25 protein-coding genes are annotated in these 24,430 nt (G+C 73.2%); 10 read left to right on the top strand and 15 right to left on the bottom strand.

Going from position 1 to position 24,430, the window contains the following annotated elements; genetic code table 11:
* Positions 1-24: 24 nt before the first annotated feature.
* Both RHODO2019_RS13535 and RHODO2019_RS13530 read left to right on the top strand, forming a co-directional pair.
* The gene (locus RHODO2019_RS13535) at positions 25-1,149 is read left to right on the top strand and encodes an epoxide hydrolase family protein (RefSeq protein ID WP_265382279.1); all 1,125 of its coding nucleotides are present in this window, start codon (positions 25-27) and stop codon (positions 1,147-1,149) included.
* Positions 1,142-1,681: a GNAT family N-acetyltransferase gene (locus RHODO2019_RS13530; RefSeq protein ID WP_265382278.1), complete on the top strand. Its 540-nt coding sequence runs from the start codon at positions 1,142-1,144 to the stop codon at positions 1,679-1,681. Before RHODO2019_RS13535 ends, RHODO2019_RS13530 begins: the two co-directional genes overlap by 8 nt.
* Here RHODO2019_RS13530 and RHODO2019_RS13525 read toward each other — a convergent pair.
* The 7 genes from RHODO2019_RS13525 to RHODO2019_RS13495 all read right to left on the bottom strand — a co-directional run bounded on the left by RHODO2019_RS13525 (position 1,653) and on the right by RHODO2019_RS13495 (position 9,518).
* Positions 1,653-2,135, bottom strand: a complete 483-nt coding sequence (locus RHODO2019_RS13525) for a GNAT family N-acetyltransferase (RefSeq protein ID WP_265382277.1) — start codon at positions 2,133-2,135, stop codon at positions 1,653-1,655. The genes RHODO2019_RS13530 and RHODO2019_RS13525 overlap by 29 nt on opposite strands.
* A 107-nt stretch (positions 2,136-2,242) precedes the next feature.
* Positions 2,243-4,150 carry an MFS transporter gene (locus tag RHODO2019_RS13520; RefSeq protein ID WP_265382276.1) on the bottom strand — a complete coding sequence of 636 codons (1,908 nt, stop codon included), beginning with the start codon at positions 4,148-4,150 and terminating at the stop codon, positions 2,243-2,245.
* A gap of 272 nt (positions 4,151-4,422) precedes the next feature.
* Positions 4,423-5,427, bottom strand: coding sequence for a Gfo/Idh/MocA family protein (locus RHODO2019_RS13515; protein ID WP_265382275.1), 1,005 nt, complete (start codon positions 5,425-5,427; stop codon positions 4,423-4,425).
* A gap of 28 nt (positions 5,428-5,455) precedes the next feature.
* Entirely contained in the window at positions 5,456-5,902 is a 447-nt protein-coding gene (locus RHODO2019_RS13510; RefSeq protein WP_265382274.1) for a DUF309 domain-containing protein, read from the bottom strand.
* A gap of 39 nt (positions 5,903-5,941) precedes the next feature.
* Entirely contained in the window at positions 5,942-6,754 is an 813-nt protein-coding gene (locus tag RHODO2019_RS13505; protein WP_265382273.1) for an FAD binding domain-containing protein, read from the bottom strand.
* Entirely contained in the window at positions 6,751-7,227 is a 477-nt protein-coding gene (locus RHODO2019_RS13500; RefSeq protein WP_265382272.1) for a (2Fe-2S)-binding protein, read from the bottom strand. The genes RHODO2019_RS13505 and RHODO2019_RS13500 overlap by 4 nt, the downstream gene beginning before the upstream one ends.
* Entirely contained in the window at positions 7,227-9,518 is a 2,292-nt protein-coding gene (locus tag RHODO2019_RS13495) for a xanthine dehydrogenase family protein molybdopterin-binding subunit (protein ID WP_265382271.1), read from the bottom strand. The genes RHODO2019_RS13500 and RHODO2019_RS13495 overlap by 1 nt, the downstream gene beginning before the upstream one ends.
* Before the next feature lie 76 nt (positions 9,519-9,594).
* On the opposite strand from RHODO2019_RS13495, the gene RHODO2019_RS13490 reads away from it, so the two are divergent.
* Positions 9,595-10,374 carry an enoyl-CoA hydratase/isomerase family protein gene (locus RHODO2019_RS13490; protein ID WP_435532224.1) on the top strand — a complete coding sequence of 260 codons (780 nt, stop codon included), beginning with the start codon at positions 9,595-9,597 and terminating at the stop codon, positions 10,372-10,374.
* 46 nt (positions 10,375-10,420) lie between these two features.
* Positions 10,421-10,678, top strand: coding sequence for a hypothetical protein (locus RHODO2019_RS13485; protein WP_265382269.1), 258 nt, complete (start codon positions 10,421-10,423; stop codon positions 10,676-10,678).
* Between the two features lie 144 nt (positions 10,679-10,822).
* Here RHODO2019_RS13485 and RHODO2019_RS13480 read toward each other — a convergent pair whose 3' ends face one another.
* A complete protein-coding gene (locus RHODO2019_RS13480) occupies positions 10,823-11,182 on the bottom strand; it encodes an Rv2640c family ArsR-like transcriptional regulator (protein ID WP_265382268.1) in 360 nt (119 codons plus the stop codon).
* Between the two features lie 109 nt (positions 11,183-11,291).
* Between RHODO2019_RS13480 and RHODO2019_RS13475 the strand changes: the two genes are divergently transcribed.
* Positions 11,292-11,603, top strand: a complete 312-nt coding sequence (locus RHODO2019_RS13475) for a hypothetical protein (protein WP_265382267.1) — start codon at positions 11,292-11,294, stop codon at positions 11,601-11,603.
* Between the two features lie 144 nt (positions 11,604-11,747).
* On the opposite strand, the gene RHODO2019_RS13470 is transcribed toward RHODO2019_RS13475, so the two are convergent.
* Positions 11,748-12,077, bottom strand: coding sequence for a hypothetical protein (locus RHODO2019_RS13470; RefSeq protein ID WP_265382266.1), 330 nt, complete (start codon positions 12,075-12,077; stop codon positions 11,748-11,750).
* Here RHODO2019_RS13470 and RHODO2019_RS13465 point away from each other — a divergent pair.
* Positions 12,076-12,714 carry a class I SAM-dependent methyltransferase gene (locus RHODO2019_RS13465; protein WP_265382265.1) on the top strand — a complete coding sequence of 213 codons (639 nt, stop codon included), beginning with the start codon at positions 12,076-12,078 and terminating at the stop codon, positions 12,712-12,714. The two genes, RHODO2019_RS13470 and RHODO2019_RS13465, sit on opposite strands and share 2 nt — an antisense overlap.
* Before the next feature lie 484 nt (positions 12,715-13,198).
* On the opposite strand, the gene RHODO2019_RS13460 is transcribed toward RHODO2019_RS13465, so the two are convergent.
* On the bottom strand, positions 13,199-13,744 hold the full coding sequence (locus tag RHODO2019_RS13460) for a DoxX family protein (RefSeq protein WP_265382264.1): 546 nt from the start codon (positions 13,742-13,744) through the stop codon (positions 13,199-13,201).
* Positions 13,745-13,867: 123 nt separating this feature from the next.
* On the bottom strand, positions 13,868-14,512 hold the full coding sequence (locus RHODO2019_RS13455; protein ID WP_265382263.1) for a class I SAM-dependent methyltransferase: 645 nt from the start codon (positions 14,510-14,512) through the stop codon (positions 13,868-13,870).
* Positions 14,513-14,628: 116 nt separating this feature from the next.
* Here RHODO2019_RS13455 and RHODO2019_RS13450 point away from each other — a divergent pair, with 116 nt between their 5' ends.
* From RHODO2019_RS13450 to RHODO2019_RS13435, 4 genes are all read left to right on the top strand, one after another.
* Positions 14,629-15,747 carry a radical SAM protein gene (locus RHODO2019_RS13450; RefSeq protein WP_265382262.1) on the top strand — a complete coding sequence of 373 codons (1,119 nt, stop codon included), beginning with the start codon at positions 14,629-14,631 and terminating at the stop codon, positions 15,745-15,747.
* 52 nt (positions 15,748-15,799) lie between these two features.
* Complete coding sequence (locus RHODO2019_RS13445) at positions 15,800-16,714, top strand: putative selenate ABC transporter substrate-binding protein (RefSeq protein ID WP_265382261.1); 915 nt, start codon at positions 15,800-15,802, stop codon at positions 16,712-16,714.
* Positions 16,711-17,466: a phosphonate ABC transporter ATP-binding protein gene (locus RHODO2019_RS13440; protein WP_265382260.1), complete on the top strand. Its 756-nt coding sequence runs from the start codon at positions 16,711-16,713 to the stop codon at positions 17,464-17,466. The genes RHODO2019_RS13445 and RHODO2019_RS13440 overlap by 4 nt, the downstream gene beginning before the upstream one ends.
* 149 nt (positions 17,467-17,615) lie before the next feature.
* A complete protein-coding gene (locus RHODO2019_RS13435; protein WP_265382259.1) occupies positions 17,616-19,229 on the top strand; it encodes a PhnE/PtxC family ABC transporter permease in 1,614 nt (537 codons plus the stop codon).
* A gap of 300 nt (positions 19,230-19,529) precedes the next feature.
* On the opposite strand, the gene RHODO2019_RS13430 is transcribed toward RHODO2019_RS13435, so the two are convergent.
* From RHODO2019_RS13430 to RHODO2019_RS13415, 4 genes are all read right to left on the bottom strand, one after another.
* Entirely contained in the window at positions 19,530-20,321 is a 792-nt protein-coding gene (locus RHODO2019_RS13430; protein ID WP_265382258.1) for a nucleoside phosphorylase, read from the bottom strand.
* A gap of 357 nt (positions 20,322-20,678) precedes the next feature.
* The gene (locus RHODO2019_RS19425) at positions 20,679-22,460 is read right to left on the bottom strand and encodes a putative bifunctional diguanylate cyclase/phosphodiesterase (protein ID WP_265382257.1); all 1,782 of its coding nucleotides are present in this window, start codon (positions 22,458-22,460) and stop codon (positions 20,679-20,681) included.
* Between the two features lie 93 nt (positions 22,461-22,553).
* Complete coding sequence (locus RHODO2019_RS13420) at positions 22,554-23,219, bottom strand: response regulator (RefSeq protein ID WP_265382256.1); 666 nt, start codon at positions 23,217-23,219, stop codon at positions 22,554-22,556.
* A complete protein-coding gene (locus RHODO2019_RS13415; protein WP_265382255.1) occupies positions 23,216-24,427 on the bottom strand; it encodes a sensor histidine kinase in 1,212 nt (403 codons plus the stop codon). Before RHODO2019_RS13415 ends, RHODO2019_RS13420 begins: the two co-directional genes overlap by 4 nt.
* Positions 24,428-24,430: the final 3 nt, after the last annotated feature.

Here is a 24,430-nt window from a genome sequence, read left to right as displayed (position 1 = left end):
GGGACGGGCACTAGCGTCGAGGACGTGACCGACGACCGCGCCGTCCACCCGTTCACCGTCGACGTCCCGCAGGCGCAGCTCGACGACCTGCACGCGCGGCTCGACCGGACCCGATGGCCCGCCGAGCTGCCCGGTGTCGGCTGGGAGCGCGGGATGCCGGCCACCGAGCTGCGCACCCTGGTCGAGCACTGGCGTCACGGCTACGACTGGCGGGCGCAGCAGGCGCGGCTGAACCGGGTCCCGCAGGTCACCACGACCATCGACGGGCAGCGCGTCCACGCCCTGCACGTGCGCTCCCCGGAGCCGGGGGCCACCCCGCTGCTGCTCACGCACGGGTGGCCGGGCTCGGTCGTCGAGCTGCTCGGTGTCCTCGGACCGCTCACCGATCCCCGGGAGCACGGCGGGGACCCGGCCGACGCCTTCCACGTCGTCGCGCCCTCCCTGCCCGGGTACGGGTTCTCCTCACCCCTGGTGGAGCCGGGCTGGGGCGTGGACCGGATGGCCCGCGCGCTCGCCGAGCTGATGGCGCGGCTGGGGTACGACCGCTACGGCGCGCAGGGTGGCGACTGGGGCAGCCACGTCTCGCGCGCGGTCGGCCGGGTCGATCCCGAGCACGTCCTCGGGGTGCACGTGAACATGCTCGTCACCCGTCCACCGGCCGGTGTCGACCTCAGCACGGAGGAGCGACGCCGCAACGCCCACAACCGGCGCTTCGAGCGCGAGCTCTCCGGCTACCACCGCCAGCAGAGCACCCGACCGGTCACGCTGTCCTACGCGCTGCACGACTCGCCCGTCGGGCAGCTGGCGTGGGTGGCGGAGAAGTTCCACGACTGGACCGATCCGGCGTCGACCATCGAGGCCGACGACCTGCTCACCAACGTGATGCTCTACTGGCTGACGGGCACCGCCGGATCGTCGGCCCAGCTGTACTGGGAGACCGTCCACGGTGGCGGCCCGCACGGGGTGGGCACCGTCCCCACCTCGGTCTCGGTGTTCCCGCACGACCTGTTCCTGCCGGTGCGGCGCTTCGCGGAGCAGACGGAGAACATCGTCGGCTGGACCGAGCACGACCGGGGCGGGCACTTCGCCGCCCTCGAGGTCCCCGACCTGCTCGTGGCCGACGTACGAGCTGCGCTCGCCCGTGCGTGATTTCTCGACCCAGGAGGCGAGAAATCGTTCACAGGTGGAGCTGCGGCCGCTCACCGCCGATGTCCTCGAGCCCTACCTCGTCGGCCTGGCGGACCCCGAGATCGGCCGCCTGACGGGCACCCACGTCACGTTCGCCCGCGCCGAGGTCGAGCGCTGGCTGCGCACCCGGGCCGAGCAGCCCGACCGCCTCGACTGGTCCGTGCACCGCGCGACGGACGGGGAGTTCGTGGGCGAGGCCGTGCTGAACGAGATCGACCTCGACAGCTTCAGCGCCGGGTACCGGGTGTGGCTGCTGCCGGAGCACTGGGGCCGCGGGTACGGCACCGAGGTCACCCGGCTCGTGCTCGAGCACGCCTTCGGCGAGCTGGGCCTGCACCGGGTCGAGCTGTCGGTCTTCGCGTTCAACCCCCGGGCCCAGCGGGCCTACGAGAAGGCCGGGTTCGTCCTCGAGGGTCGCCGCCGCGACGCGCTCCGGTGGGACGGCACCTGGCACGACGACCTCGTCATGGCCGCCCTGAACCCCGCCCACTGACGGGGGCGGTGTACACCCGCACGAGGGGGCTCCCACCCCGGGCGTCGCGCCACGTGGCCGCCCGCCGCTCCAGCAGCCGCCACCCACGGCGCTCGTAGAAGCCGATCGCGCCGGACGCGTCGTCGACCACGTCGAGCAGCAGCCCGGGACCGTTCGCGGCAACCGCGACGTCGAGCAGCGCGCCGGCGGCGCCGGACCCCCGGACGGCCGGGTCGGTGAACAGCCGCGACACCCAGCGCACACCATCGACGTCGTCCTTGAGCGCGCCGTGCGCCACCACCACGCCCGACGCCTCGGCCACCCACGCCCGGAGCAGCCCGGGCGGGTCGAGCCAGGCGGCCGGGTCGAGCGGCCACACCGTGGGGTAGCCGTCCTGGGTGTGCACCGCACGGAGGACCTCGACCAGGGCGGGGAGGTCCGCGGCGCGGCGTGGTCGGACGGTCAGCTCGTGCACGCCGTGAACCTAGGGCCGGACCTGCGGGAGCGTGCGGTCCGGGTGCGGCGACGGCCCGGCACCCCTGCGGGTACCGGGCCGTCGTCGTGCTGCAGCGGGTCCGGACGTCAGACCTTCTCGAGCCTGTCGAGCTTGGCGAGCTCCTCGGTCAGCCAGACCTCGTGGGCCTCCTGCTCACGGCGGGCCTTGCGGGGGTCCCAGAAGCCGGCCATGACGAACACCAGCGGGATGAACACCAGCTGGCCGAGCGCACCGATCCAGAAGTAGTGCTTCCACTGGGTCGGCGAGTCGGCGGCGGCCTGCTGCACCTCGGCCCCGTTGGCCTGCAGGTACGCGAGGTCGGACGAGGGGACGGCCCCGAGCGCGGTGAGGTCCGCCGCCGCCGCCTGGACCGGTGCGGCCGAGGTGGCGAGGAAGACCAGGTCGGCGGGCGGGACGGTCGCGAGCGCCTGCAGCTTGGCGATCGCCGCCCCGGGGTCGATCCCGAGGCCCTTGGCGATCTCCCCGACCGCCTTGGCCTGGCTGGCCTGGTCGGTGGGGTTGGTCAGCAGCGCCGTCTGGGTCGCCACGTCGAGCGTCGCGGCCGTGGCGAGCTGGTCGGAGTACTGCGCACCGAGGGTGATCACCTTGACCACGTCGGTCACGCTCTGGCCGGAGAGCTCGCTGACCGCCGTGGCCTGCACGGTCGGGTTGGTGGGCGTCGCCGCGAGACCGGCTGCGGTGGCCGGGCTGAGCTTGGCCGCGGTGGCCAGCTCGGGGGCGTACTTCGCGGCGAGCGCGGAGACCTGCGGCCCCTTCTCCACGAGCGGGGTGACCGAGTGCACGACGAGGGGGACGAAGAAGACCGACACCGCGATGACGATGCGGATCACGAGGCCCCACACCGCGAGGCCGGAGGCGATGAGCGCGGGGTTGTGCCGCTCGACGGTCTCGGTGAAGCTCGCCATCCACGGCGCGTACGCGACACCCAGGAACACCGCGAGCAGCGACAGCAGCACGACGAACGTGGTGTAGCTGGTGTCGGGCTGGGTGGCCTTGGACGCGAAGAGCAGGGTGAAGATGATCGAGCCCACCGCGCCGACGATCATGAACGGCTTGCGGACCCGGAGCTTGTCGGAGAGCCAGCCGACGATGAGCAGCGCCCCGGCGTCGAAGCTCCACAGCCAGTTGCCCAGGGAGTTCGCCTGCGAGGACGAGAAGCCGAACACGGTCTCGAAGTAGATGGGGAAGAAGCCCACGGCCACGTAGTAGATGATGAGGAACACGCTGATGGCGAAGGCGGAGCCGATGACGTCGAGCTTGAGCACCTGCCGGAAGCCGTGCGAGGTGATGGCCTCGGTGTCCAGGCCCTTCGCGCGGGCCTCGACGAGCACCCGGTCGCGCTCGCTGACCATGAGCTGGTCGCGCAGCCCCGGGGAGAGCTCGCGCAGCCCCACCAGCGCGATGATGAACACGACGATGCCGACGATGCCGCAGATGACGTACTGGTCCTGCCAGGAACCCAGCCGGTCGACGGTGTTGGTCACCACGATGCTGACGACCAGGCTGCCGAGCACCGGACCGAGGGTCCAGAAGCCCATGGCCGAGGCGCGCCCGAGCTGCGGGCTGAAGTCGCGGACCAGGGCGGGCGTGGCCACGAGGATGATGCCCTCGACGAAGCCGATGGCGATGAAGACGATCGCGAACTCGAGCTTGGTGCTGGCCGCGGGGATGCCGAACAGGCAGAGCAGGCCCGTGATGAGCAGCCCCACCGTGACGATGTTCGCGCGTCCGTACCGGTCGGCCAGGCCGGCGGCCACCGAGGCCGCCGCGCCGAAGATGTAGCCGACCACGCTGATGTTCACGTAGTAGACGAACGACATCCCGAAGCCGGAGATGATCTGGGTCGCCACGGCGCCGGCCAGGTAGAGCTGGTAGTAGAGGACGACGGTGGTGAGCACGACGATGGCCAGGCTGGTGTACCGGGCGCGGTCGGGGGGGTAGTGCTCGAGCTCGCGGTCCCACAGGCGGGACATCGGGGAGGGTGCGCGCCGGGGGGTCGGCGGCGTGGCAACTGCGGAGGACATGGGACCACCACTCTGTGATCTGGTACACGCGGACGGTCAGTTGTAGCCCCGGGCGACCCCTCCCGTCCCCACCGTGGGGGACCCCTCGGCCAGTCGAGACCCATCCGTGACCTGATCGCGGGAATTGGTGTACCACTGTCCGTTTCATCCCCGTCACGGCCGTCCCAGGTGGACGGTTGACGGTGGGGGAGGGTGACCGTTCGGGTCGCCCGGACGGGGTGTCACTCGCCCGGGTAGAGCAGCCCGATCTGCCGGCGGACGTCGTCCATGGCGTCCAGCACCACGAGGGTGTCGGCGTGCGTCCGGTGGGGGCTCTCGGTCAGCCCGGTCCGCACGCAGCGGGCCACCTCCACGGCCTGGTGGCGCAGGCCCGTCCCGTCGTCGGGGTGCTCGCGGCGGCTCGTGGTCCCGCCCACGGTGAGGTCGAACCCGCCCGCGGTGAAGAACGGCGGGTCCACCTCGACGCGCCCCTGGGTGCCCACCACCGTGGCCCGGTTGGCGTGCGCGGCGATCATCGAGCTCGACACCAGGGCCTGCGTGCCGCCGGCGTGCGTCATCAGCACGGAGGTGTGGGCGTCCACGCCCGTGGCCGTCGGCACGCTCACCGCGGTCAGCGTCTCGGGGGCCCCGAGCAGCAGGCACGCGAAGGACAGGGGGTACACCCCGAGGTCGAGCAGCGAGCCACCGCCGAGCTCGGGGGCCATCAGCCGTGACGACGGGTCGGGCGCGAAGAGCACCCCGAACTCGGCGCTGACCGCGGTGAGCTCGCCCAGGGTGCCGGCGACGACCAGGTCGAGCAGGTCGACCACCCACGGCAGGAAGCGGGTCCACATGGCCTCCATGACGAACACCCCCCGGGCCCGCGCCGCGGCGAACACCTCCCGCCCCTGGGTGGCGTTGAGCGCGAACGGCTTCTCCACGAGCACGTGCTTGCCGGCAGCGATCGCGAGCAGCGCGTTCTCCCGGTGGAACGGGTGCGGGGTGGCGACGTAGACCACGTCGACCCCGTCGTCCTCGACCAGCGCGGCGTAGGAACCGTGCCGCCGGGGGAGGCCGTGCCGCTCCCCGAAGGCGTCGGCCGCGGTGGCGCTGCGCGAGCCCACCGAGGCGACCACGTGGTCGTCCAGCCGGGCCAGGTCGGTGACGAAGGACGAGGCGATGTCGCCGGTGCCGAGGATCCCCCAGCGGAGCGGGTCGGCCCGGCGCGGCGGGGCAGGTGTGGTCATGGACCCATCCTGGCGGCGCGCGGGCGGTTCAGCGCAGCCGGGGCGGGTGGGTGTGTCGTCCGGCGAGCACCTCGTCGGCCCAGCGGACGAGCCCGTCGGCGTCGATGCCGTGCGGCGGGTCCGCAGCGTGGCGCTGCACGTGGTCGCGACCACGCACCAGGACGGTGCGCGCGCCGGAGGTGTTGCCGCGCAGCAGGTGCGTGAGGCCGACGGCGAGCTGGGCGAGGCCCTGCCAGAGCTCGCGCTCGGCGTCCGGGGCCTGCTTCCAGGCGCCCTCCAGTACCTCGTGCGCGTGGAACGGCCGTCCGCTGTCGAGCAACCGCTGAGCCTGCTCGAGCGCGTCGCCGGGGGCGAGCACGACCGACTCGTCGATGCGGGGCACGCCGACCGACCCGAGCGGCAGCGGCCGACCGAGCTCGTCGCGCGGTCGGGCGTTGAGCGGCCGTCCGGCGGGGTCGCGCGGGCGGTCGGGCACGGGTCCGACGCTAGCGGGGTGCGCCGTGCGGCCGCAGCCCTACGCGCTCGCGGTGTCCAGGGCGCGGCCCACGAGGGTGCGGGTGAGGTGGCGGCGGTACTCGACGCCGCCGTGCATGTCGGCCGACGGGCTGGTGCCCTCGTCGGCGACGGCGGCGGCGTCGGCGTTCGACGCCCCGGAGGCCAGGGCCGCCTCGGTCGCGGCCGCGCGCAGCACCGTGGGCCCGGAGTTCGCCAGCGCCACCCGCCCGTCGACGACGGCGGCGGAGACGATCGGCCAGTCGTTGGCGCGGCGGGTGAACTTCTCGTACGCCCAGCCGAGCCCGCCGGTTCGGGGCAGCCGGATCTCGGTGAGCAGCTCGTCCTCGCCGACGGCGGTGGTGAAGAAGCCCTGGAAGAAGTCCCCGGCCGCGACGGTCCGGGTGCCCGCGGGTCCCTGGATCACGAGGCTCCCGCCGAGGGCGAGGACGGCCGTGGGCAGGTCGGAGGCGGAGTCGCCGTGCACCAGCGAACCACCCAGGGTGCCGCGGGCGCGGACCTGGGGGTCGCCCACCTGCGCGGCGACGTGGGCGAGCAGCGGCACCTCGGACTGCAGCAGCTCGGAGCGCTCGAGCTCACGGTCGCGGGTGAGCGCCCCGATGGCCACCTCGTCCCCCTCGACGCGGATGTAGCGGAGCTCGTCGATGTGGGCGATGTCCACCAGCACCCCGGGCACGGCCAGGCGCAGCTTCATCAGCGGCAGCAGGGAGTGCCCGCCGGCGAGGAGCTTGGCCTCGTCGCCGTGCTCGGCCAGCAGGGCCAGGGCGTGCTCCGCGCTCTCGGCGCGGACGTAGTCGAAGCCGGCGGGGATCACGCGGACACCGGCTTCTGGGTCTCGGCAGCGGCCAGGGCCGCGCGGACGATGTTGTGGTAGCCGGTGCAGCGGCAGAGGTTGCCCTCCAGCCCCTCCCGCACCTGGCGCTCGGTGGGGGAGGGGTTGTCCCGCAGCAGGCTGACCGTGGCCATCACCATGCCGGGTGTGCAGAACCCGCACTGCAGGCCGTGCTCGGCGCGGAACGCGGCCTGCACGGGGTGCATCGTGCCGTCGGCGGCGGCGAGACCCTCCACGGTGGTGACCTCGGAGCCGGCGGCCTGGGCCGCGAGCACGGTGCAGCTCTTCACGGCCTCGCCGTCGAGCAGCACGGTGCAGGCCCCGCAGGAGGACGTGTCGCAGCCGACGTTGGCCGCCCGCAGGTCGAGGTTCTCGCGGAGGTGGTGCACCAGCAGGGTGCGGGCCTCCACGTCGCGGGTGGACTCCACCCCGTTCACGGTCATGGTGACGTCCATCAGGCGTGGGCTCCTTCACGAGCGGCTGTGCCGGCGGCGGCCTGCAGGGCGAGCCAGACCTTCTCCGGGGTGGTGGGCATGTCGATGTGGCGCACACCCAGGTGGGACACGGCGTCGATCACCGCGCTCTGGATGGCGGGGGTGGAGCCGACCGTGCCGGACTCGCCGATCCCCTTGGCCCCCAACGGGTTCATCGGGGTCTCGGTGGCCATGTCCAGCAGCTCGAAGCTGGGCAGCTCGGCCGCCGACGGGATGGGGTAGTCGGCCAGGGTGGAGGTCAGCGGGTTGCCGTCGGCGTCGTAGAGGACCTCCTCGAACAGCGCCTGCGCGGCACCCTGGGCGATCCCGCCGTGCCGCTGGCCCTCCGCGAGCAGCGGGTTGAGCACCCGGCCGGCGTCGTCGACGGTGACCACGCGCTGCAGGACGGCCTTGCCGGTGCCGGTGTCGACCTCCACCACGGCCAGGTGGGCGCCGAAGGGGAAGGTCGGGGCGTTGGCCGTGAAGGTGGTCCGCACCAGCAAGGCGTCCTCGGCGGCGAGGTCGGCGTAGGTGACGCCGACGTCGGTCCCGGCGACCTTGAGGCCACCGAACGCCGCGTCGACCACGATGTCGTCGGGGTTGGCCTCGAGCACCTCGGCGGCGCGCTTGCGGGCCAGCTCGACGAGCTCGCCGGCCGCCTGGTGCACCGCCGCGCCGCCCTGCTGCAGGCTGCGGGAGGCCATCGTCCCGCCGCCCGAGGGCACCAGGTCGGTGTCACCGTGGATCACCGTGATCTTGTCCATCGGGATGCCGAGCCGGTCGCTGGCGAGCATCGCCCAGGCGGTCCCGTGGCCCTGCCCGTGCGGAGAGGTGCCCGTGAGCACGGTGGCGGTGCCGTCGGCGTGCACCTCCACCTGCGCCTCCTCCCCGGTGCCGCTGGGGGCTGCGCCGGTGATCTCGACGTACACGCTCACCCCGATGCCGAGCTGGCGGACGTCCTCCCGGTCGCGACGGGCGGCCTGCTCGCTGCGCAGGGCGGCGTAGTCGGCGCCGGCGAGCAGGGTGTCCAGCGCGCCGACGTAGTTGCCGGAGTCGTAGGTGGCTCCGGTCCCGTTGGCGTGCGGGGCGTCGAAGGGGGCCAGCAGGTTGATCCGGCGGACCTCGGTGGCGTCCATGCCGATCTCGGCGGCGAAGACGTCCATGGCCCGCTCGATGGCGGCCGTGGCCTCGGGTCGGCCGGCGCCACGGTAGGCAGCGGTGGAGGTGGCGTTGGTGACCACGCTGCGGGCGCTGGCGTGCACGGCGTCGATGGCGTACACCCCCGGCGCCATGAGCATGGTCAGGGTGGGCAGCACGGCGCCGGAGCGGGGGTAGGCGCCGGCGTCCTGCAGGATCTCCAGCGCGTAGGCGGTGACCTTCCCGTCCCGGCTCCCGCCGATGGTGACCTTCTGGTCCTGGCCCCGGCCGTGCACCAGTCCGGTGAGGTTCTCCGAGCGGCTCTCCGCCCACCGCACGGCCCGGCCGGTGTGCCGGGCCAGCCACGCGACCAGGGCGAACTCCGGGTCCGCCCCGATCTTCGCGCCGAAGCCGCCACCGACGTCCGGGGTCTTCACGTGCACCGTCTCCGGGTCGATCCCGAGCCAGCCCGAGACCTGCGCCTTGACCTGCTGGGCGCCCTGGTTGGAGCACCACAGGGTCACCCGGCCGTCCTCGCCCCACACGGCCGAGGCGGCGCGGGTCTCCAGCGGGACCGGGGCCACGCGCTGGTTGACGGTGTCCTGGGTGACCACCACCTCGCAGCCGTCGAAGAAGTCGGCCGGGGTGGGCTCGCCGAAGGTGCACACGGTGTTGGTGCCGGCTGCGGGGAACAGCACCGTCGTGTCGGAGGCGGCGTCGGACAGCGAGATGACGGCGGGCAGGCTCTCGATGTCCACGGCCACCAGCTCGGCGGCGTCCTCGCCCTGGTAGCGCTGCTCGGTGAGGACGGCGGCGATGGGCTCGCCGACGAAGCGCACCACCTCCGAGGCGAGCCACGGGCGCAGCATCTCCGGGTTGAACATCGGCAGCCCGGACGGGATGGGCGCCAGCTCGGTGAGGTCGGCGGCGGTGACCACCGCGACCACCCCGGGTGCCGCCAGGGCGTCGGACACGTCGACGGAGACGATGCGGCCGTGCGCGGCCGGGGAGCGCACCAGGGTGAGGTGCAGCGCTCCGACGAGCGCGGGCTCGACCAGGTCGTCGGTGTAGGTACCGCCCGTGGTGAGGAACTTGGGGTCCTCGGTGCGCACGACCCGCGTGCCCAGGATGCTCATGTAGTGCACTGTGCAGCAGGTCACACACCGCCGCAAAGCCGGAACGACACGGTCCGCACGTGCGGCCGCGACGAAGCTGAGGAGCCTCATGAGCGACAGTTCCCTGATCCTGGACGACGGTGTGCTGCACTGCGCCATCTCGGTGCCCGGCCGGGCCGGCTCCCTCGACGGGCCCGTCCTCGCCGAGGTGGCGGCCACCCTGGCGGGCGACACGTCCGGCATCGGCGCGGTCCTGCTGCACGGGGGCGGGGCCAGCTTCTGCACCGGGGGCGACGTGAGCGCCTTCGGCTCGGCCACCGACCCCCAGCAGCTCGTCGGTGACCTGGCCACCTCGTTCCACCGGTTCCTGCTCGCGCTGGTGGCCACGGACGTGCCCGTGGTCGCGGCCGTCACCGGGTGGGCGGCCGGCGCCGGGATGAGCACGGCGCTGGCGGCCGACGTCATCGTGGGCGGACCCGGCACCCGGTTCCGCCCGGCCTACCCCGGCATCGGGTTCTCCCCCGACGGCGGGATGTCGTGGAGCCTGCCGCGGCTGATCGGCGTGGCGCGGGCGCGCGACGTGCTGCTGACCGACACCGTGGTCGAGGGGGAGCAGGCGCACGCCTGGGGGATGCTCACCCGCCTGGTGCCCGACGACGAGGTGCGGTCCACAGCGCTCGCGGTCGCCGTCGCGCTGGCCGCCGGGCCGCGGGGCTCGCACGCCGCGATCAAGGCGCTGCTGCGCGACTCCGACGGCCGGACGCTGGGCGAGCACCTGCCCGCCGAGGCCGCCTCCATCGCGGCCTGCGCGGCCAGCGCGGACGGCCGTGAGGGGGTGCGCGCGTTCCTCGAGCGCCGCCCGCCGGTGTTCGGCTGACGGGGTGGCGCGCGGCGGGTGCGCGGCCTGGGTCAAGATGGAGGGTGTGAGTGACTACGTGCCCCAGTCCCGGCCCACCGACTACGGGACCTTCTGGGTGACGACGGAGATCGTGGAGCACGACGGCCGCTGGTCCGGCGTGTACCGGGTCAGCACCCTGGTCGGCACGGACGAGGCCGAGGTGTCGCGGTGGTTCTACACCGAGGACGAGGCCGAGAAGCACATCCTGGCGCTGCGCGCGCTCGACGACGCGCTGTGGGCCAAGGACGAGGCCGCCCGGGCCCGCGCCGCTCGCCAGTCCTAGCCCGCAGCCTCCGTCGGGGCCCCGTGCGGCGGGGGCGACGTCCGACGGTGGAGCTGCACCACGCCACCCGCGACCCCGCCGATCTGCTGCGATCCCGGTCGGGGCCGGGTCAGGGGTGTCCCGGGTGGTGATGTGGAGGTGGTGTCAGCAGGAGCAGCGGGGGTTGAGGATCTGGCACAGCGCGGCCAGGGACTCAGGGCGCGGGCGGTAGTAGTTGTTGGTGCCCTTGCGGGTGCCCTCGATCAGCCCGGCCTCGCGGAGCTGTTTGAGGTGGTGGCTCACGGTCGCCTCGCTGACCCCCACCGCCGGGGCCAGGTCGCAGGTGCAGATCCCGTCCTGGGCGCGGGCGTAGATCAGCGACATCAGCCGCACCCGCACCGGGTCGGCGAGCGCCTTGAGGCGCAGTGCGATGCCGAGCGCGTCGGCCTCGTCGAGCGGCGCCGCGGCCATTGGCGAGCAGCACAGCGCTGCCGTGGTGTCCAGCATCGGCAGGGCTTTGGGCACCTCGACACCCTGCCACGTAGGTAGACATATGTCGACTCAGGGCTTGACATATGTCGACTGAAGGGGTCACAGTCGGTATCGATCGACATTCATCTAGCTAAGGAGCGTCATGACGACGACCGAGCAGTCCACCCCGAACAACCTCGCACTCTCCGAGACCACCAACTGCTGCTGCGCCACCCAGGACACGGCGTCAGCCACCGGTCACGGCGGGCAACCGGACGAGGTCGACACCGTCCTGACCGACGGCCCCACCGTGGGCACCGACCCCACCACGAGCACCGGCCCCACCGTGGGCACCGACCCCACCACGAGCACCGATCCCGCCACGAGCACCGAGGCCGCCACGAGCACCGAGGCCGACCCGGCCACCGGTGGTGGCTGCTGTGGCGCCGCAGCCGGCAACAGCGGCTGCTGCTGAGCGACGCCCCGCGCGCCACCGGTAGGTCGACGACGCCGGCGCGCAGCAGACCCCGACGTCGAGGTCTTGTTCTGGTGGCGGTCGAGCACCACAACCCAGGGGGTACGGCGCACGGTGGTCGGGGTGGCTGGGCGTCTGCGGGTCTCACCGGTGGACCTGGACGGTGGGGCGGGGGGTGGTCCACGCGGTGGCTGGGGGCATGAGGGCGGTGGCGGCGGCGACCCCCGCGAGCAGTGCGACCACGAGGACTCCGGCGCGGATGGCGCGGTGCTTCGCGGCGGCGTCGCCCGGTGCGGGTCGAAGGTCGTGCCACGAGGCGGTGGCAGCGTGCCCGAGGTGGCCGAGGACGTGGATGGTCATCAACGCGACCCAGGCGATGAAGCTGGCCTTGTGCAGGGTGAGCAGGGGTTCGCTGTGGCCCGGGCCGGTGACGATGAGACCGATCCCGGTGCCGAGGACGATGCTCGGTCTCATGAGCCGTGAGCGTGAGCACGCCCACCCGGTCTTCGTGCAGGTCTACCGGCTCGTCGCCGCAGCCGGGGAACGCAGCGGGTACGGCGAGCTGCGCGCGTCGGTCCTGGCCGACGCGCGCGGTCGGCTGCTGATCCTGGGCCTCGGACCCGGCCACGACCTGGCCCACCTGCCCGCCACCGTGATGTCGGTGGTCGCCGTCGAGCCCGACCCCTCGATGCGCGCCCTCGCCCGCGGGCGGGTGGCTGCCTGCCCGGTGCCGGTGACGCTGCTCTCGGCCGATGCCCACGCCCTGCCGCTCGCTGACGGCTCGGTCGACGCGGTTCTCTGCGCCTGCGTGCTCTGCTCGGTGGCGCAGCCGCCCAGGGCGCTGGCGGAGCTTCGGCGTGTGCTGGTGCCCGGCGGTCGGCTGCTCCTGCTGGAGCACGTCGCCGCCCCGCCGGGGCACTGGGTCGGCCGCCTCCAGCAGCTGCTCGAGCCGGTCTGGGGACGCGCCGCCGGGGGATGCTCGATCCGCCGCGACACCAGGGTCGCCTTCGCAGCGGCCGGGTTCGACGTCAGCGCAGTCCACTCCTCGATGGCCTGGCCGAACGTGCCCCCCGTCGCCCCGACCGTCCTGGGCACCGCCCTCAACCACTGAGCACGCAGGGCGCCGAGCTCCAGGAACAGGCCGCCGCGCGCGGCCTCGGCCAGGGCCCGTACCGCCGGCTCGGGGGCGAACCGGGCTGCTGTCACTTCTGCGGCGGGGTCGGCGACCGGGCCCGAGCCATCCAGGCGTGGCAACCCCGGTCGAGCCCTCGCGGTTGACCGGCAGGAGGCGTCCCACGAAGCAACGGCGGGATCGGCGTGGCCGAGCACAGCCGTCCAGAACTCAGCGGCCGGACCTCATTCCGGTGAGCTGACGACCCTGACGGCCGCAGTGCGCTCATGACGCCAGCTCCGCCGGGGCGGATCCGCCTTCGCGCCCTCTTCCGGTCCGCTGCGAGCAACCTGCTCGTCAGCACGAGTCGCCGATTGCAAGGTCCACCGCGACCCGCTTCGACGTCGGGCCCAGGTCAGCAGCACGAGCGACGCGGATGACGTCCAAGCGGCCCCGGTCACGCTCTGCAGGAGGCTGGCGACTATCAGAAAGGCCAGCGGTGGTGGAAGCGGGGGGCGAGGCGTGCGTCGAGGCCGGCGATGCGTCCGGCGGGGATGGTGGCGAGCAGGGCGAGGGGCAGCAGGTCCTCGGCGGGGTACTCCCACAGGTACAGCCCGGTGTGCCACTTCATGACCCAGATGGGGGCGATGAGCAGGAGGCCGCCGACCGCGGCCAGGCGGGTTGCGACACCGAAGATGAGGCCGAGGCCGACGGCGAGCTCGGCGATGGTCAGGAAGACCCCGAAGAAGCCCCAGTTGGGGAGCACGACGTCGTTGTAGAAGGCTTTGAGCGGGGCGATGTAGGTGCTGTCCGCGGCGCCGCCGGCCAGGCCCTTGGCCCCGCCGAGGTTGATGAGGGTGAAGGAGAAGAAGCCCAGGTCGACGTCTTGGACCCCGGTGACCTTGGCCAGCCCGTTGCTGAGGAACACCAGGCCGGTGAAGATGCGCAGGACGACGAAGGCGCGGCCCATGAGCCGAAAGGTTGATGCACCGGCCGCGGTGTCCTCGGTGGTGCGGGTGGTCTCGACCATGGTCCTACCTCGTTCGGGTTAGTTGCTCGGGTGGCGCGGTCAGGGTCCTGCTGTTGGGACCAGTTCGGACCTGGTGGCCGCGGCGGTTCGGCACGTTGCCTGTGGTGGTGGCTCTGGCCGGGCTCATGTGGGTCGGCGTAGGTGCACGGCGGTGAACTGCTGGGTGGCGCCCCACGGGGTGTGGTGCTCGTCGCCGGCGGTGCCGAGCAGCTCGTAGGTGGGGAACTGCGCGGCCAGCTCGGCGTGGGTGTACCGGACGATGGGTAGTCCGCTGCAGGTCGTGGGTCCGTCAGGGCCGAAGGTGGCGACGACGAGGTGCCCACCGGGCTCGAGGCATCGCTCGAGGGAGGCCAGGTAGTCCTCGCGCTCGTCGGGCTCGGTGAGGAAGTGGTAGACGGCCCGGTCGTGCCAGAGGGCGTAGCGGCGGGCGGGGTGCAGGTCGAGCACGTCGGCCATCTGGAGCACCACCGCCTCGCCTGCGGGGCCGAGCCGGTCGCGAACCACCTGCAGGGCCGTGGTGGACAGGTCGATGGCGGTCAGGTCGGTGTAGCCCAGCTCGAGGAGGTGGTCGACCAGCGTGGACCACCCCGCCCCGACGTCGATGATCGGCCGATCGACCCCCACTCCTGTCGCGTCGACCAGTGACAGCGAGAGCTCGGGGACCGACTGCCACCAGGACACCCCGTCGACGTCGTGGTCGGTGTGCACGTCCTGCCAGAAGGCGCTGCGCTGCGCTGCGTCAACGGGTCGCGTCGGGGTGGAGTTCATGGTGGTGCCCACGCTACGGCCTGGCAGCGGTGGTGACGCCGGTCGTCACCAGATCGTTTCCGCTCGGCGCGACCGTTCGGACGGCGGTGCCGTGTGGACGGGTTACCGTCACCACCGTGACGTCACCGACAACTGCTGCGAGCACGACTGCCACTCCCCTGGGCCCGGTGTCGGCGGTGGTCGATGGCGGGGACATGGACTGTGGGAGCGGCTTGTTGCTGCTCATCACCCGGGCCATGCGCCGCCTCGAGGCGGGTGACCTGCTGGCCGTGCGCAGCGCGGAGGGCAGCGTCGTGACCGACCTGCCTGCGTGGGCGGACCTCGTGGGGCACACCGTCGCGTCGGAGACCTCGGAGACCGCCACGGGGCCGTGGTGGTTCGCCGTCCGCAAGAAGGGGGCCGGGGACGCCACCGGTGACCCGTCGGCCTCGGGCACCGTGTTCAGCGTGGGCGACAAGACACCGCTGGGCACGAGGCTGTGGGCCTACACCAACTTCGACTGCAACCTGGCGTGCCTGTACTGCTGCGCGGAGTCCTCGCCCAAGGCTGATGCCCGCCGCCTCGACCCCGGCCTGGCCCGCGCGGTGTTCGCGGAGTTCGCCGAGCAGGGCGGCCGCGAGCTGTTCCTCACCGGCGGGGAACCCTTCATGCACCCCCAGCTGGACGAGCTGGTCGGCGCGGGGCAGGGGCTGACCCGCACCATCCTCACCAACGCGATGGTGTTCGGCCGGGGCCGCCGCCGCGAGCTCCTCGAGGGACTGGACCGCTCCGTCGTGCTCCAGGTCAGCCTCGACTCCGCGACCGCGGAAGGCCACGACGCCCAGCGAGGGGCGGGGTCCTGGGGGCGGGCCATGACCGGGATCTCGTTGGCCAAGGAGCTCGGCTTCCGGGTCCGCATCGCCGCGACCATGATGGACGAGGACCCCCCGGCGGTGGCCGCTCTGCACCGGCTGCTCGACGGCGTGGGCATCGTGGCCGAGGACCGGGTGATCCGACCGGTGGCGCAGGAGGGCTTCGCCGACCAGGGCATGCACGTCTCGCTGGACAACTTGGAGCCGGAGCCCACCATCACCAACGACGGTGCGTGGTGGCACCCCGTCGCCGTGACCGACCCCCACATGCGCATCGCCGATGCACCCCTTCCCCTGAGCGAGGTCTTCGGTGTCGCCCGCGACATCCTCGAGGTCCAGGGCGCCGCAGCCGCCAGCGGGCGCGAGGTGTTCCGATGCGCCTGAGCGCCGGCCAATCGTGCCCCGTTCCTGCCCCTGGAGGACTGCTGTGAGCTCGGTGACCCGACGTTCGTTCCTGCTCGCCGCCGGTGGGGCGGTGGCCCTGACCGCCTGCGGCGGGGGCGCTGCCGCGGGGTCCGGTGGGGCCGGTGGTGCCCCGCCCAGCCTGGGGATCTCCGCGATCCCCGACCAGAGCCCCGAGCTGCTCAACCGGCTGTACCCGATGGTCGCCACCCGGTTCGGGCAGGCCACCGGTCTGACCGTGGACTACAAGCCCCTCACCGACTACACCGCCGTGGTCCGGGCCTTCGAGATCGGCGACATCCACCTCGCCTGGATGGGGGGGCTCACCGGGGTGCAGGCCCGGTCCCGGGTGCCGGGCTCCCCTGCGATCGCCCAGCGCGACATCGACGCGGACTTCCACTCCCTGTTCATCGCCAACAGCTCGGCGGGGATCGCCCCGTTCACCGACGTGGGCGGGCTCAGCGCCCTCGCCGGGCACACCCTGACCTTCGGCAGCGAGACCTCGACGTCGGGCCGGCTGATGCCCCAGTACTTCCTGGAGCAGGCAGGGCTGGCCGAGAGCGCCCTGAAGGGCACCCCGGGTTTCTCCGGGTCGCACGACGCGACCATCGAGGCGGTCCGCACGGGCAGCTTCGAGGTGGGTGCGGTCAACGAGCAGGTCTGGAAGAAGACCCTCGCCGCGGGCAAGGTCGACCTGTCCTCGGTCAAGGTCCTGTGGCGCACACCGGGGTACCACGACTACCACTGGCTCGCCCGCCCGGACCTGGACACGACCTTCGGCGCCGGCACCCAGCAGAAGGTCACCGACCTGCTGTTCGGTCTGGACACGGCCAACGCGGACGACAAGAAGGTCCTGGACCTGTTCGGGGCCACGAAGTTCATCGCGACCGAGAGCTCGAACTACGACCAGATCGAGGCGGTGGCGAAGGCCCAGGGTCTGCTGGGGTGAGCACCGACACCGTCGTGCGGTTGCGGGGCGCCGGTCGGCGGTTCGGCACCCACCTGGCGCTGGCACCGTTGGACCTCACGGTGCGCGCGGGGGAGCGGGTAGCGATCCTGGGTTCCAGCGGGGCGGGCAAGTCCACCCTGCTCGGCATGCTGAACGGGACCGTGGCCGCGACCGAGGGCACAGTGGAGATCTTCGGGGACGACGTGGCGGCGCTGTCCGACCGGGCACTGCGGCGGGTGCAGAGGCGCGTGGGCACTGTCAGCCAGCGCCTCGACCTCGTCGAGCAGGTCCGTGTGCTGCACAACGTGAACGCTGGGCGCCTCGGTAGCTGGAGCACCCCGCGGGCCCTGGTGTCGATGGTGTGGCCCCGCCCCGACGACCTCGTCCGCGACGCACTGGGGCAGGTCGGGCTGGGGTGGGCGTTGCACGAGCGGACCGAACGGCTCTCCGGTGGCGAACGCCAACGCGTGGCCATCGCCCGCATGCTGGCCCAGCAGCCCGACCTCGTCCTCGCCGACGAGCCCGTCGCCAGCCTCGACCCGACCCGTGCCGCCGAGGTCCTCGAGCTGCTCGGGGGTCGCATCCGGGACGTCGACGTCGCGGCGACCCTGCTGGTTACCCTGCACCAGCCAGCCCTGGCTCGCGCGCACTGCACCCGGGCGCTGGGCCTGCGCGAGGGGCAGCTGGTCTTCGACGTGGCAGCCCACGAGCTCGGCCAGGAGCTCCTCGACAAGCTGTACGCGCTGTCATGAGCGAGCCGCACGGCCCGGTGCTGCAAGCACCGCAACCGGTCCCGGCACCACGGTCCCCGCAGCGCGGTCGCGGACCGACCTCGGGCGGACTGCCCAGCGTTCCCCGCACCCGACGGGTGACCTCGGGGCGTGCGGTGGTGCTGCGTCGGATGGTCGCACTGCTCGTGGTCGTCGTCCCTGTCCTGTGGGCGTTGCAGCGGGCCGCCCCGGCGGGGGAGGCGCTGGTCAACCAGGGCGGGCTGGGTCCGCTCGGAGACCTGCTGGCCACCGTGGCGCACCCGGCGCTGGGCGGCGACTTCCTGAAGGTGGTGCTGCGGGCCACCGGCATCACCATCGCCTACGCGGTTCTCGGCGCCGCCGGTGCCTTGATCGTCGGCGGCGTCGGTGGGCTCGTGCTCAGCGACGCCGTGTGGGGACCGGCGCCGGGTGCGGCGGTGCGCGCGGTCCGACTCGTGCTGCGGGGGCTGCTGGTCGCCGTGCGCTCGGTCCACGAGCTGATCTGGGCCCTGCTGCTGCTCAGCGTGCTGGGCCTGGACCCACTGGTGGCGGTCCTCGCGATCGCCCTGCCGTTCGGGGCGCAGACCGCGCAGGTCTTCGGCGAGACCCTCGACGGGGTGCCGCCCGGACCGATGCGCGCGCTGCGCAGCGCCGGGGTGCGGGGACTGCCGGCCGTGGCCTACGGGCTCATCCCCGGCGCGGGCCCGCTGCTGATCTCCTACTCGTTCTACCGCCTGGAGTGCTCGATCCGCTCCACGGTGCTGCTCGGCATCGTGGGGGTCGGCGGGCTGGGCCAGGAGCTGGTGGTGAGCCTGTCCGCCCGCCTGTGGGGCGAGGTGTGGACCCTGGTCGGGGCGGTGGTCCTGCTCTCCGCGGTCGTGGACCTGTGGAGCAGCCGGCTTCGTTCCGACCTGGCCCTGGTCAGCTGCTCGGACTGGTCGGGGGGCACCCAGGCCGGCACGGCCGTCCGGGCGCCGGGCGGGTCCCGGTGGGCCCGGTGGTCGGCGCGCGCCGTGCTCCCGGCGACGGTGCTGGCGTGGTTCGCCTCCGGTGTCTCGGTGTCCGGGCTGTTCACCCCCCGGACACACCTGCTGACCACCCGCCTGCTCGGCGACCTGTGGCCGCCGAAGCTGCCCCGTGGGGGATGGTCGGCGCTGCTCGGCGCGGTGGCCGACACCCTGGCGATGGCGGTGCTCGCCATGGTCGTCGCCGTCGGCATCACCCTGCTGGTCGGTCCCTGGGCGTCGCGCTCCAGAGCGCACGGGAACCGAGGCGTGCTGCCGGCCGCGCTCTGGTGGTTCGCCCGCGCGGTGCTGCTGGTGCTGCGCTCGATACCCCCGACCATCTGGGCGGTCGTGGCACTGCTGGCCCTGTTCCCGGGCGTGCTGCCCGGCGCGCTCGCCCTCGGGCTCTACACCGGCGGGATCCTCGGCCGCCTCGTCGCCGAGGCGTGGGAGAGCGTCGACGTCCAGCCGCGGGACGCGCTGCGCCGCTCCGGCATCGCAGGTGGGCTGTCCTCCCTGGTGGCGACGGTGCCGCCGTCGTCACACCAGCTCGTCACGTACACCCTGTACCGCTTCGAGATCTGTGTGCGCGACACCGCCGTCGTCGGCGTCGTCGGCGCCGCCGGGCTGGGCCGGTTGTTCCAGGAGAACCTCGCCGCCTTCCGCTTCCCCGTCATCACGACCCTGCTCGCCGCCTCGCTCGCCATCAGCGTGGCCGTGGAGGTGTTCGGGCGCCGAGTGCGCCGCGCCCTCAGAGGCTGAACCGGACGTGCCACGTCGGCGACCATCGCGACGGACGTTGTTCGCAGCACCATCGTCCACCACGCGCGGCGCAGGTACCGCGCCGCCGTGGAGCAGGTTCTGGAGGTGTTGGCGTCCCTGGATGTGCACCCGCCGAACCCCGCCGCACCGGAGGTCGTCGTCGCCGGAGTCGACAACCTGGCCCGGAGGCTCGCGAGGGCCCCATCGGACGATGCCTGACCTGCTGACCAGACCGCGACCACCGCCCGCCTGGCGGGGGTCGGTGCCTGCATGACGGTGACGACGATGACGGCACGCTGGTCACGGGACCACGACGGCAAGGACGACGGCTCGGGCCACGGCGAGGGCGTCGTGCACCCCGTTGTCGAGGCCTTTCTCGAAGTCGTCGCCGTCGGTGGCCATGGTGTTGGTGACGTGGGCCAGGCACACCACCGGGTGACGGCGCGCGGCGGCGTAGGCGTAGAGCCCGGCCGCCTCCATCTCCACGCAGACTGTTCCGGCGCGTTCGGCGGCGTCGATCGCGGACCGGGTCTCCCGGTAGGGGGCATCGGTCGTCCAGGAGGCACCGGTCAGCACGGGTCCGGGGAGGTGGTCGAAGGCCCCGGCCAGCCGCGTCAGGAGCCCGGCATCGAGGTTGCTCCACCGGGCCGGCGGGAGGTAGTGGGCACTGGTGCCCTCGTCGCGCAGCGCACGCTCGAGAAGCACGAAGCACGGAACCGTCGGAAGGGAGGCGATCTGACCGGCGGACGTGATGCTGATGACCAGCTCGGCGCCGGACGCGGCCAGTTGCTCAGCGACCAGGACCGCGAAGGGTGCGCCCACCGCCATGCCCACCACCCCGATCTCCACACCGTCGAGATCGGTCACCCACATCTCCGTGTGGTAGCAGGCCCACCCCGCATGGCGACGACCTGGCCCCGCTGCGAGATGGCGGACGATGTCACCATCGGGATCCAGCAGACATGCTCTGGGCACTGCTGCGGTGGGGAGGTCCCGCTGACGGCGCGCTTCCCGCAGCAGGTTCTCCGGCTCGAACAGCGACACCGCCCCATGGTCCTTGGCGTCGATCAGTGGGTACTCGTCCGAGCTCATCGGACCATCACAGCAGGCGGCACCACTCAGCACCGAAACACGAGCCAGCGGAGCGCCACGTTGCGGGGCCCAGCCGCCCGGGCAGACCAGACCTCACCACCGTGAGCCGGGCTCCGAGGGGCACCAGGATCGATCGAGCAGGCTCGGGACGGCCGTCGCCAGGCGGAGCCTGGGGCAGAGGCCTGGTTGCAGGGTCCAGGGGGCTGTCGGACTGCTGACCGCCCCGGGGCCCCAGGTGATCCGTGCGGCACACGCGGCGAGCACCTCGCACTCGGGGCCCGCCTCGTCGCCAGGGCGCACCGGGAGGTGGCGGGGGCGTCACGGGGTCAGGCGGAAGAGCTCGGACACCGGCCCCCGTCACGTCGTGGGCCGTGGCGTCACCCCACAGGGGTCCCGTGCTGGTCCCGGGGGAGGCGCACGGCAGGTGGGGGCGCTGGCGAGCAGGTGCTCGGCGACGTCAGGACCAGTCATGGGCCGGGCGTAGAGGTAGCCCTGCCCGAGCCGGCAGCCCGCGACCCGGGCCTGGTGGTGCTGGGCCCGGGTCTCGATACCTTCGATCAGGAGGCGGAGGTCGAGGTCGTTGGCCAGCGAGACCACCGCAGTGACCAGGGCGGCGTCGGCGAGTCCGGGGCCCCCGTCGGCGGGAGGGATGCTCGTGGTCCCGGTGTGCGGGGTCCGCTGACGAGGGACTGGTCGATCTTGATGCCGCGCACGGGGAGCTCCCGCAGATGGCCGAGACGGGAGTACCCGGTGCCGAAGTCGTCCGGGGTGACCCGTGAACCCAGCGCGGCGAGATCTTCCAGGACGACGACCGCGTCCTCCCCGGCTCGGAGCAGGGTTGTCGGTGACCTCTAGGGCGAGCACGGACGGGCTGATGCCGTGCTGCTCGGCCACGTCCGCGATCCAGCTCACCAGGCTGGCATCGGCGAGGTCACCCGCGCTGATGTTCAACCCACAGCGAAGACCATCGGCCCAGCCCGCCTCGTACCAGGCGGCGAGGTCGGTGAAGGCCAGGCGGACGACCTGCTGGGCGAGCTGGCGGATCAGCCCGAGATCCTTGGCGATCGCGATGAACTCGCCCGGGTTGACCACCCCGAGGTCGGGGTCGGTCCACCGTGCGAGGACCTCCAGACCGTCCCAGCGGCCGGTGTCCAGGTGGACCATCGGCTGGTAGACGACCGTGATGCGGTGGGCCGCCAGCGCTTGCCGGAGCGCGGTCTCCACCTGCAGGCGCCGTCGCGCCCCCGCCCCCATGGCGTCGGTGTAGAGGACGACACGAGCACCCCGCCCGCGCTTGGCGACGTACATCGCGACATCGGCGTCGCGCACCGCCATGACTACGTCCGCACCGGGAGCCGCCAGCACTGCGCCGGCCGAGACCCCCACCGCGAGCAGGTGACCGGCGCAGCTGACCGGATCGGTGAACACCTCGCACAACCGCGTCGCGGCCGCGAGAAGCACTCCGTCGTCGGCACAGTCGCGCACCGCGACGAGGAACTCGTCGCCACCCACCCGGGCCACCAGCGCCCCGGGCGGCGCCGCACCCGCCAGGCGCCCCGCCACCGCCGCCAACACCTCGTCGCCCACCTGGTGACCCAGCGCGTCGTTGATCACCTTGAACCGGTCGAGGTCGCAGAACACCACTCCCACCGCCCGGTGCTGCTCGAGCCACGACCGCACCCCGGCGTAGCCCCCGGCGCGGTTGAGCAGGCCGGTCAGGTCGTCCCGGGAGGCGGCGTTGACGAGCTCGGTCACGACGCGGACGCGTCGATCCACGTCCGCCAGCACCACCACCGCGTGCGACGGCACACCCTGTCCGTCGCGCACCAGGGCCACCGTCACCATGCCCCGACGCACCGACCCCTCGGCGGTGACCCACCTGGCCTCCCAGCTGCGGTCCCCCGCCACCCCCGTCAGGACCATGCCCAGCTCGGCCTCGGCCGTGGCCCGGTCCCCGGGCTGCACCACCGCGGTCGCCGGGTTGGTCAACAACCACTCCCGCGGTCGGCCCAGGGCACTCGACAACCGGTCGTCGACCCGGACCCAGCGACCATCCAGGCTCAACACCCCGATGGCCAGCTCGCTCAACGACCGCACCTCTCGGTCGATGCGGGTGCCGTCCATCAGGACATCATCCATCGTGAACCGCGCAACGCACCGAACCCGGCCGGCCCCCGTCGGTTCACCCGGGAGGACCGACACCGCGGCGCCCTGCCGTTCCCGAGGGCGCACTCAGGAACCGGGGGCGACGACGCCGGACTCGTAGCCCAGCACCACCGCCTGCACCCGGTCGCGCAGCTCGAGCTTGGCCAGCACGCGCCCCACGTGGATCTTGACCGTGCCCTCGGACAGGTGCAGGGCCTCGGCGATCTCTCGGTTGGAGCGCCCGGCGGCGAGCAGCCCGAACACCTCCCGCTCGCGCCCGGTGAGCACCTCCATCAGCGCGGTGGCCCGGTCGGACGCCCCGGGGGAGGGCAGCAGCGGCACCAGCGCCTCGATCAGGCGGCGGGTGGCCGTGGGCGCCAGCACCGACTCCCCGGCCGCCACGGTGCGGATCGCGGCCACCAGGTCGCCCGCGGGCACGTCCTTGAGCAGGAACCCGCTGGCCCCGGCCCGCAGCCCGTCGTGCACGTACTGGTCCACGTCGAACGTGGTGAGGATGAGCACCCGGGCGGACCCGCCCGCGGCCACGATCGCGCCCGTCGCCTCGATCCCGTCCATGCCGGGCATCCGGACGTCCATGAGCACCACGTCCGGGCTCGTCGCGGCGGTCATGGCCACGCCGGTCGCGCCGTCGGCGGCCTCGCCCACCACCTCGATGTCGCCCTCGGCCTCCAGGATCAGCCGGAAGCCGAGCCGCAGCAGGGACTGGTCGTCGACCAGCAGCACCCGGATCACCGCGCGACCTCCACCGGGTGGACCGCTGCACCGTCGGGCCGCAGCCGTGCCGTGACCACCCACCCTCCCCCGGGGCGCGGTCCGGCCTCCACCTCGCCGCCGAAGGCGGCCACCCGCTCCCGCATGCCCACCAGCCCGCGGCCCGACCCGACCGGTGCGCCCCGCCGGCCGGCCCCGTCGTCGCTGACCTCCACGGCCAGCTCGTCCGGGGTGTGCCGCAGCCGCACGGTGGCGCTGGCCCCGGCGCCCGCGTGCTTGAGGGAGTTGGTCAGCGCCTCCTGCACCACCCGGTAGGCGGTGAGCTGCAGGCCGGGGGCAAGGGGGCCGGCGGAGCCCTGCACCTCGTGCACCACGGGCAGCCCGGCCTCGCGGACCCGATGGACCAGGGCGTCGAGCTCGTGCAGGTCGGGGGCGGGCCGGTGCGGGCGGTGGCCGGTGTCCTGGGCCCCGTCTTCGGCGGCCGCGCTGTCGTCCCGGAGCACTCCGAGCAGGCGCCGGGTGTCGGTCAGCGCCTCGCGCCCGGTGGCCGAGACGGTGCGCATGACCTCGGCGGCCCGGGCGGGCGAGGCGGCCGAGGCGGCCACGGCCCCGTCGCTGAGCGCCACGATGACCGTGAGGTGGTGGGCCACGATGTCGTGGATCTCCCGGGCGATGCGGCTGCGCTCGGCGGCCGCCGCCAGCTCGCCCTGCTGGTCGCGCTCACGCTCGAGCCGGGTGGCGCGGTCGCGGAGCTCGGCGAGGTAGGCGCGGCGGGTGGCCGTGAACAGGCCCAGTCCCAGCGCGGCGGCCACCAGCCCGGACAGCGTCAGCAGCGCGAACCACCAGTCGAGCTCGGACGGGGTCAGCGCAGCGACGACGGCTGCCGCTTCGAGCAGCGCGGCGCACGTCAGCGCGGCGCGCCGGGGCCGTTGCGCGGCTACGGTGTACAGCGCGACGAGGACGGCCAGGCCCGCGAGCTGCTGGTCCACCGCGACGGTCCCGACGACGGTGGCGACCAGCGTCACCCCGAACACGGCCACCGGGTACCGGCGCCGCAGCACCACCGGCACGGTGAGCACCACCAGCAGCACCAGGGCGGCCGTGGAGGGAGCTCGTCCGTCGCGGAACAGCGGCGGCAGCGAGAGCGCCCCCACCGCCAGGGTCACCGAGACGTCGAGCACCCACCGGCGCAGCAGGTGCGCAGGTGGGTGCTCGACGACCGGGCTCACGGG

This window comes from Rhodococcus antarcticus (assembly GCF_026153295.1).
GTDB lineage: Bacteria > Actinomycetota > Actinomycetes > Mycobacteriales > Mycobacteriaceae > Rhodococcus_D > Rhodococcus_D antarcticus.
Note: the sequence above shows the minus strand (reverse complement) of the source record. Positions and strands in the feature narration are given on the sequence as shown.

Excerpts from the sequence above, each read along its gene's own strand:
- RHODO2019_RS13455 (WP_265382263.1), bottom strand. The coding sequence starts at position 14,512 with ATGAACTCCACCCCGACGCGACCCGTTGACGCAGCGCAGCGCAGCGCC.
- RHODO2019_RS13460 (WP_265382264.1), bottom strand. The coding sequence starts at position 13,744 with ATGGTCGAGACCACCCGCACCACCGAGGACACCGCGGCCGGTGCATCA.
- RHODO2019_RS13495 (WP_265382271.1), bottom strand. The coding sequence starts at position 9,518 with ATGAGCATCCTGGGCACGCGGGTCGTGCGCACCGAGGACCCCAAGTTC.
- RHODO2019_RS19425 (WP_265382257.1), bottom strand. The coding sequence starts at position 22,460 with ATGGATGATGTCCTGATGGACGGCACCCGCATCGACCGAGAGGTGCGG.
- RHODO2019_RS13430 (WP_265382258.1), bottom strand. The coding sequence starts at position 20,321 with ATGAGCTCGGACGAGTACCCACTGATCGACGCCAAGGACCATGGGGCG.
- RHODO2019_RS13515 (WP_265382275.1), bottom strand. The coding sequence starts at position 5,427 with ATGACCACACCTGCCCCGCCGCGCCGGGCCGACCCGCTCCGCTGGGGG.
- RHODO2019_RS13465 (WP_265382265.1), top strand. The coding sequence starts at position 12,076 with ATGAGCCGTGAGCGTGAGCACGCCCACCCGGTCTTCGTGCAGGTCTAC.
- RHODO2019_RS13470 (WP_265382266.1), bottom strand. The coding sequence starts at position 12,077 with ATGAGACCGAGCATCGTCCTCGGCACCGGGATCGGTCTCATCGTCACC.
- RHODO2019_RS13520 (WP_265382276.1), bottom strand. The coding sequence starts at position 4,150 with ATGTCCCGCCTGTGGGACCGCGAGCTCGAGCACTACCCCCCCGACCGC.
- RHODO2019_RS13500 (WP_265382272.1), bottom strand. The coding sequence starts at position 7,227 with ATGGACGTCACCATGACCGTGAACGGGGTGGAGTCCACCCGCGACGTG.
- RHODO2019_RS13475 (WP_265382267.1), top strand. The coding sequence starts at position 11,292 with ATGACGACGACCGAGCAGTCCACCCCGAACAACCTCGCACTCTCCGAG.
- RHODO2019_RS13435 (WP_265382259.1), top strand. The coding sequence starts at position 17,616 with ATGGTCGCACTGCTCGTGGTCGTCGTCCCTGTCCTGTGGGCGTTGCAG.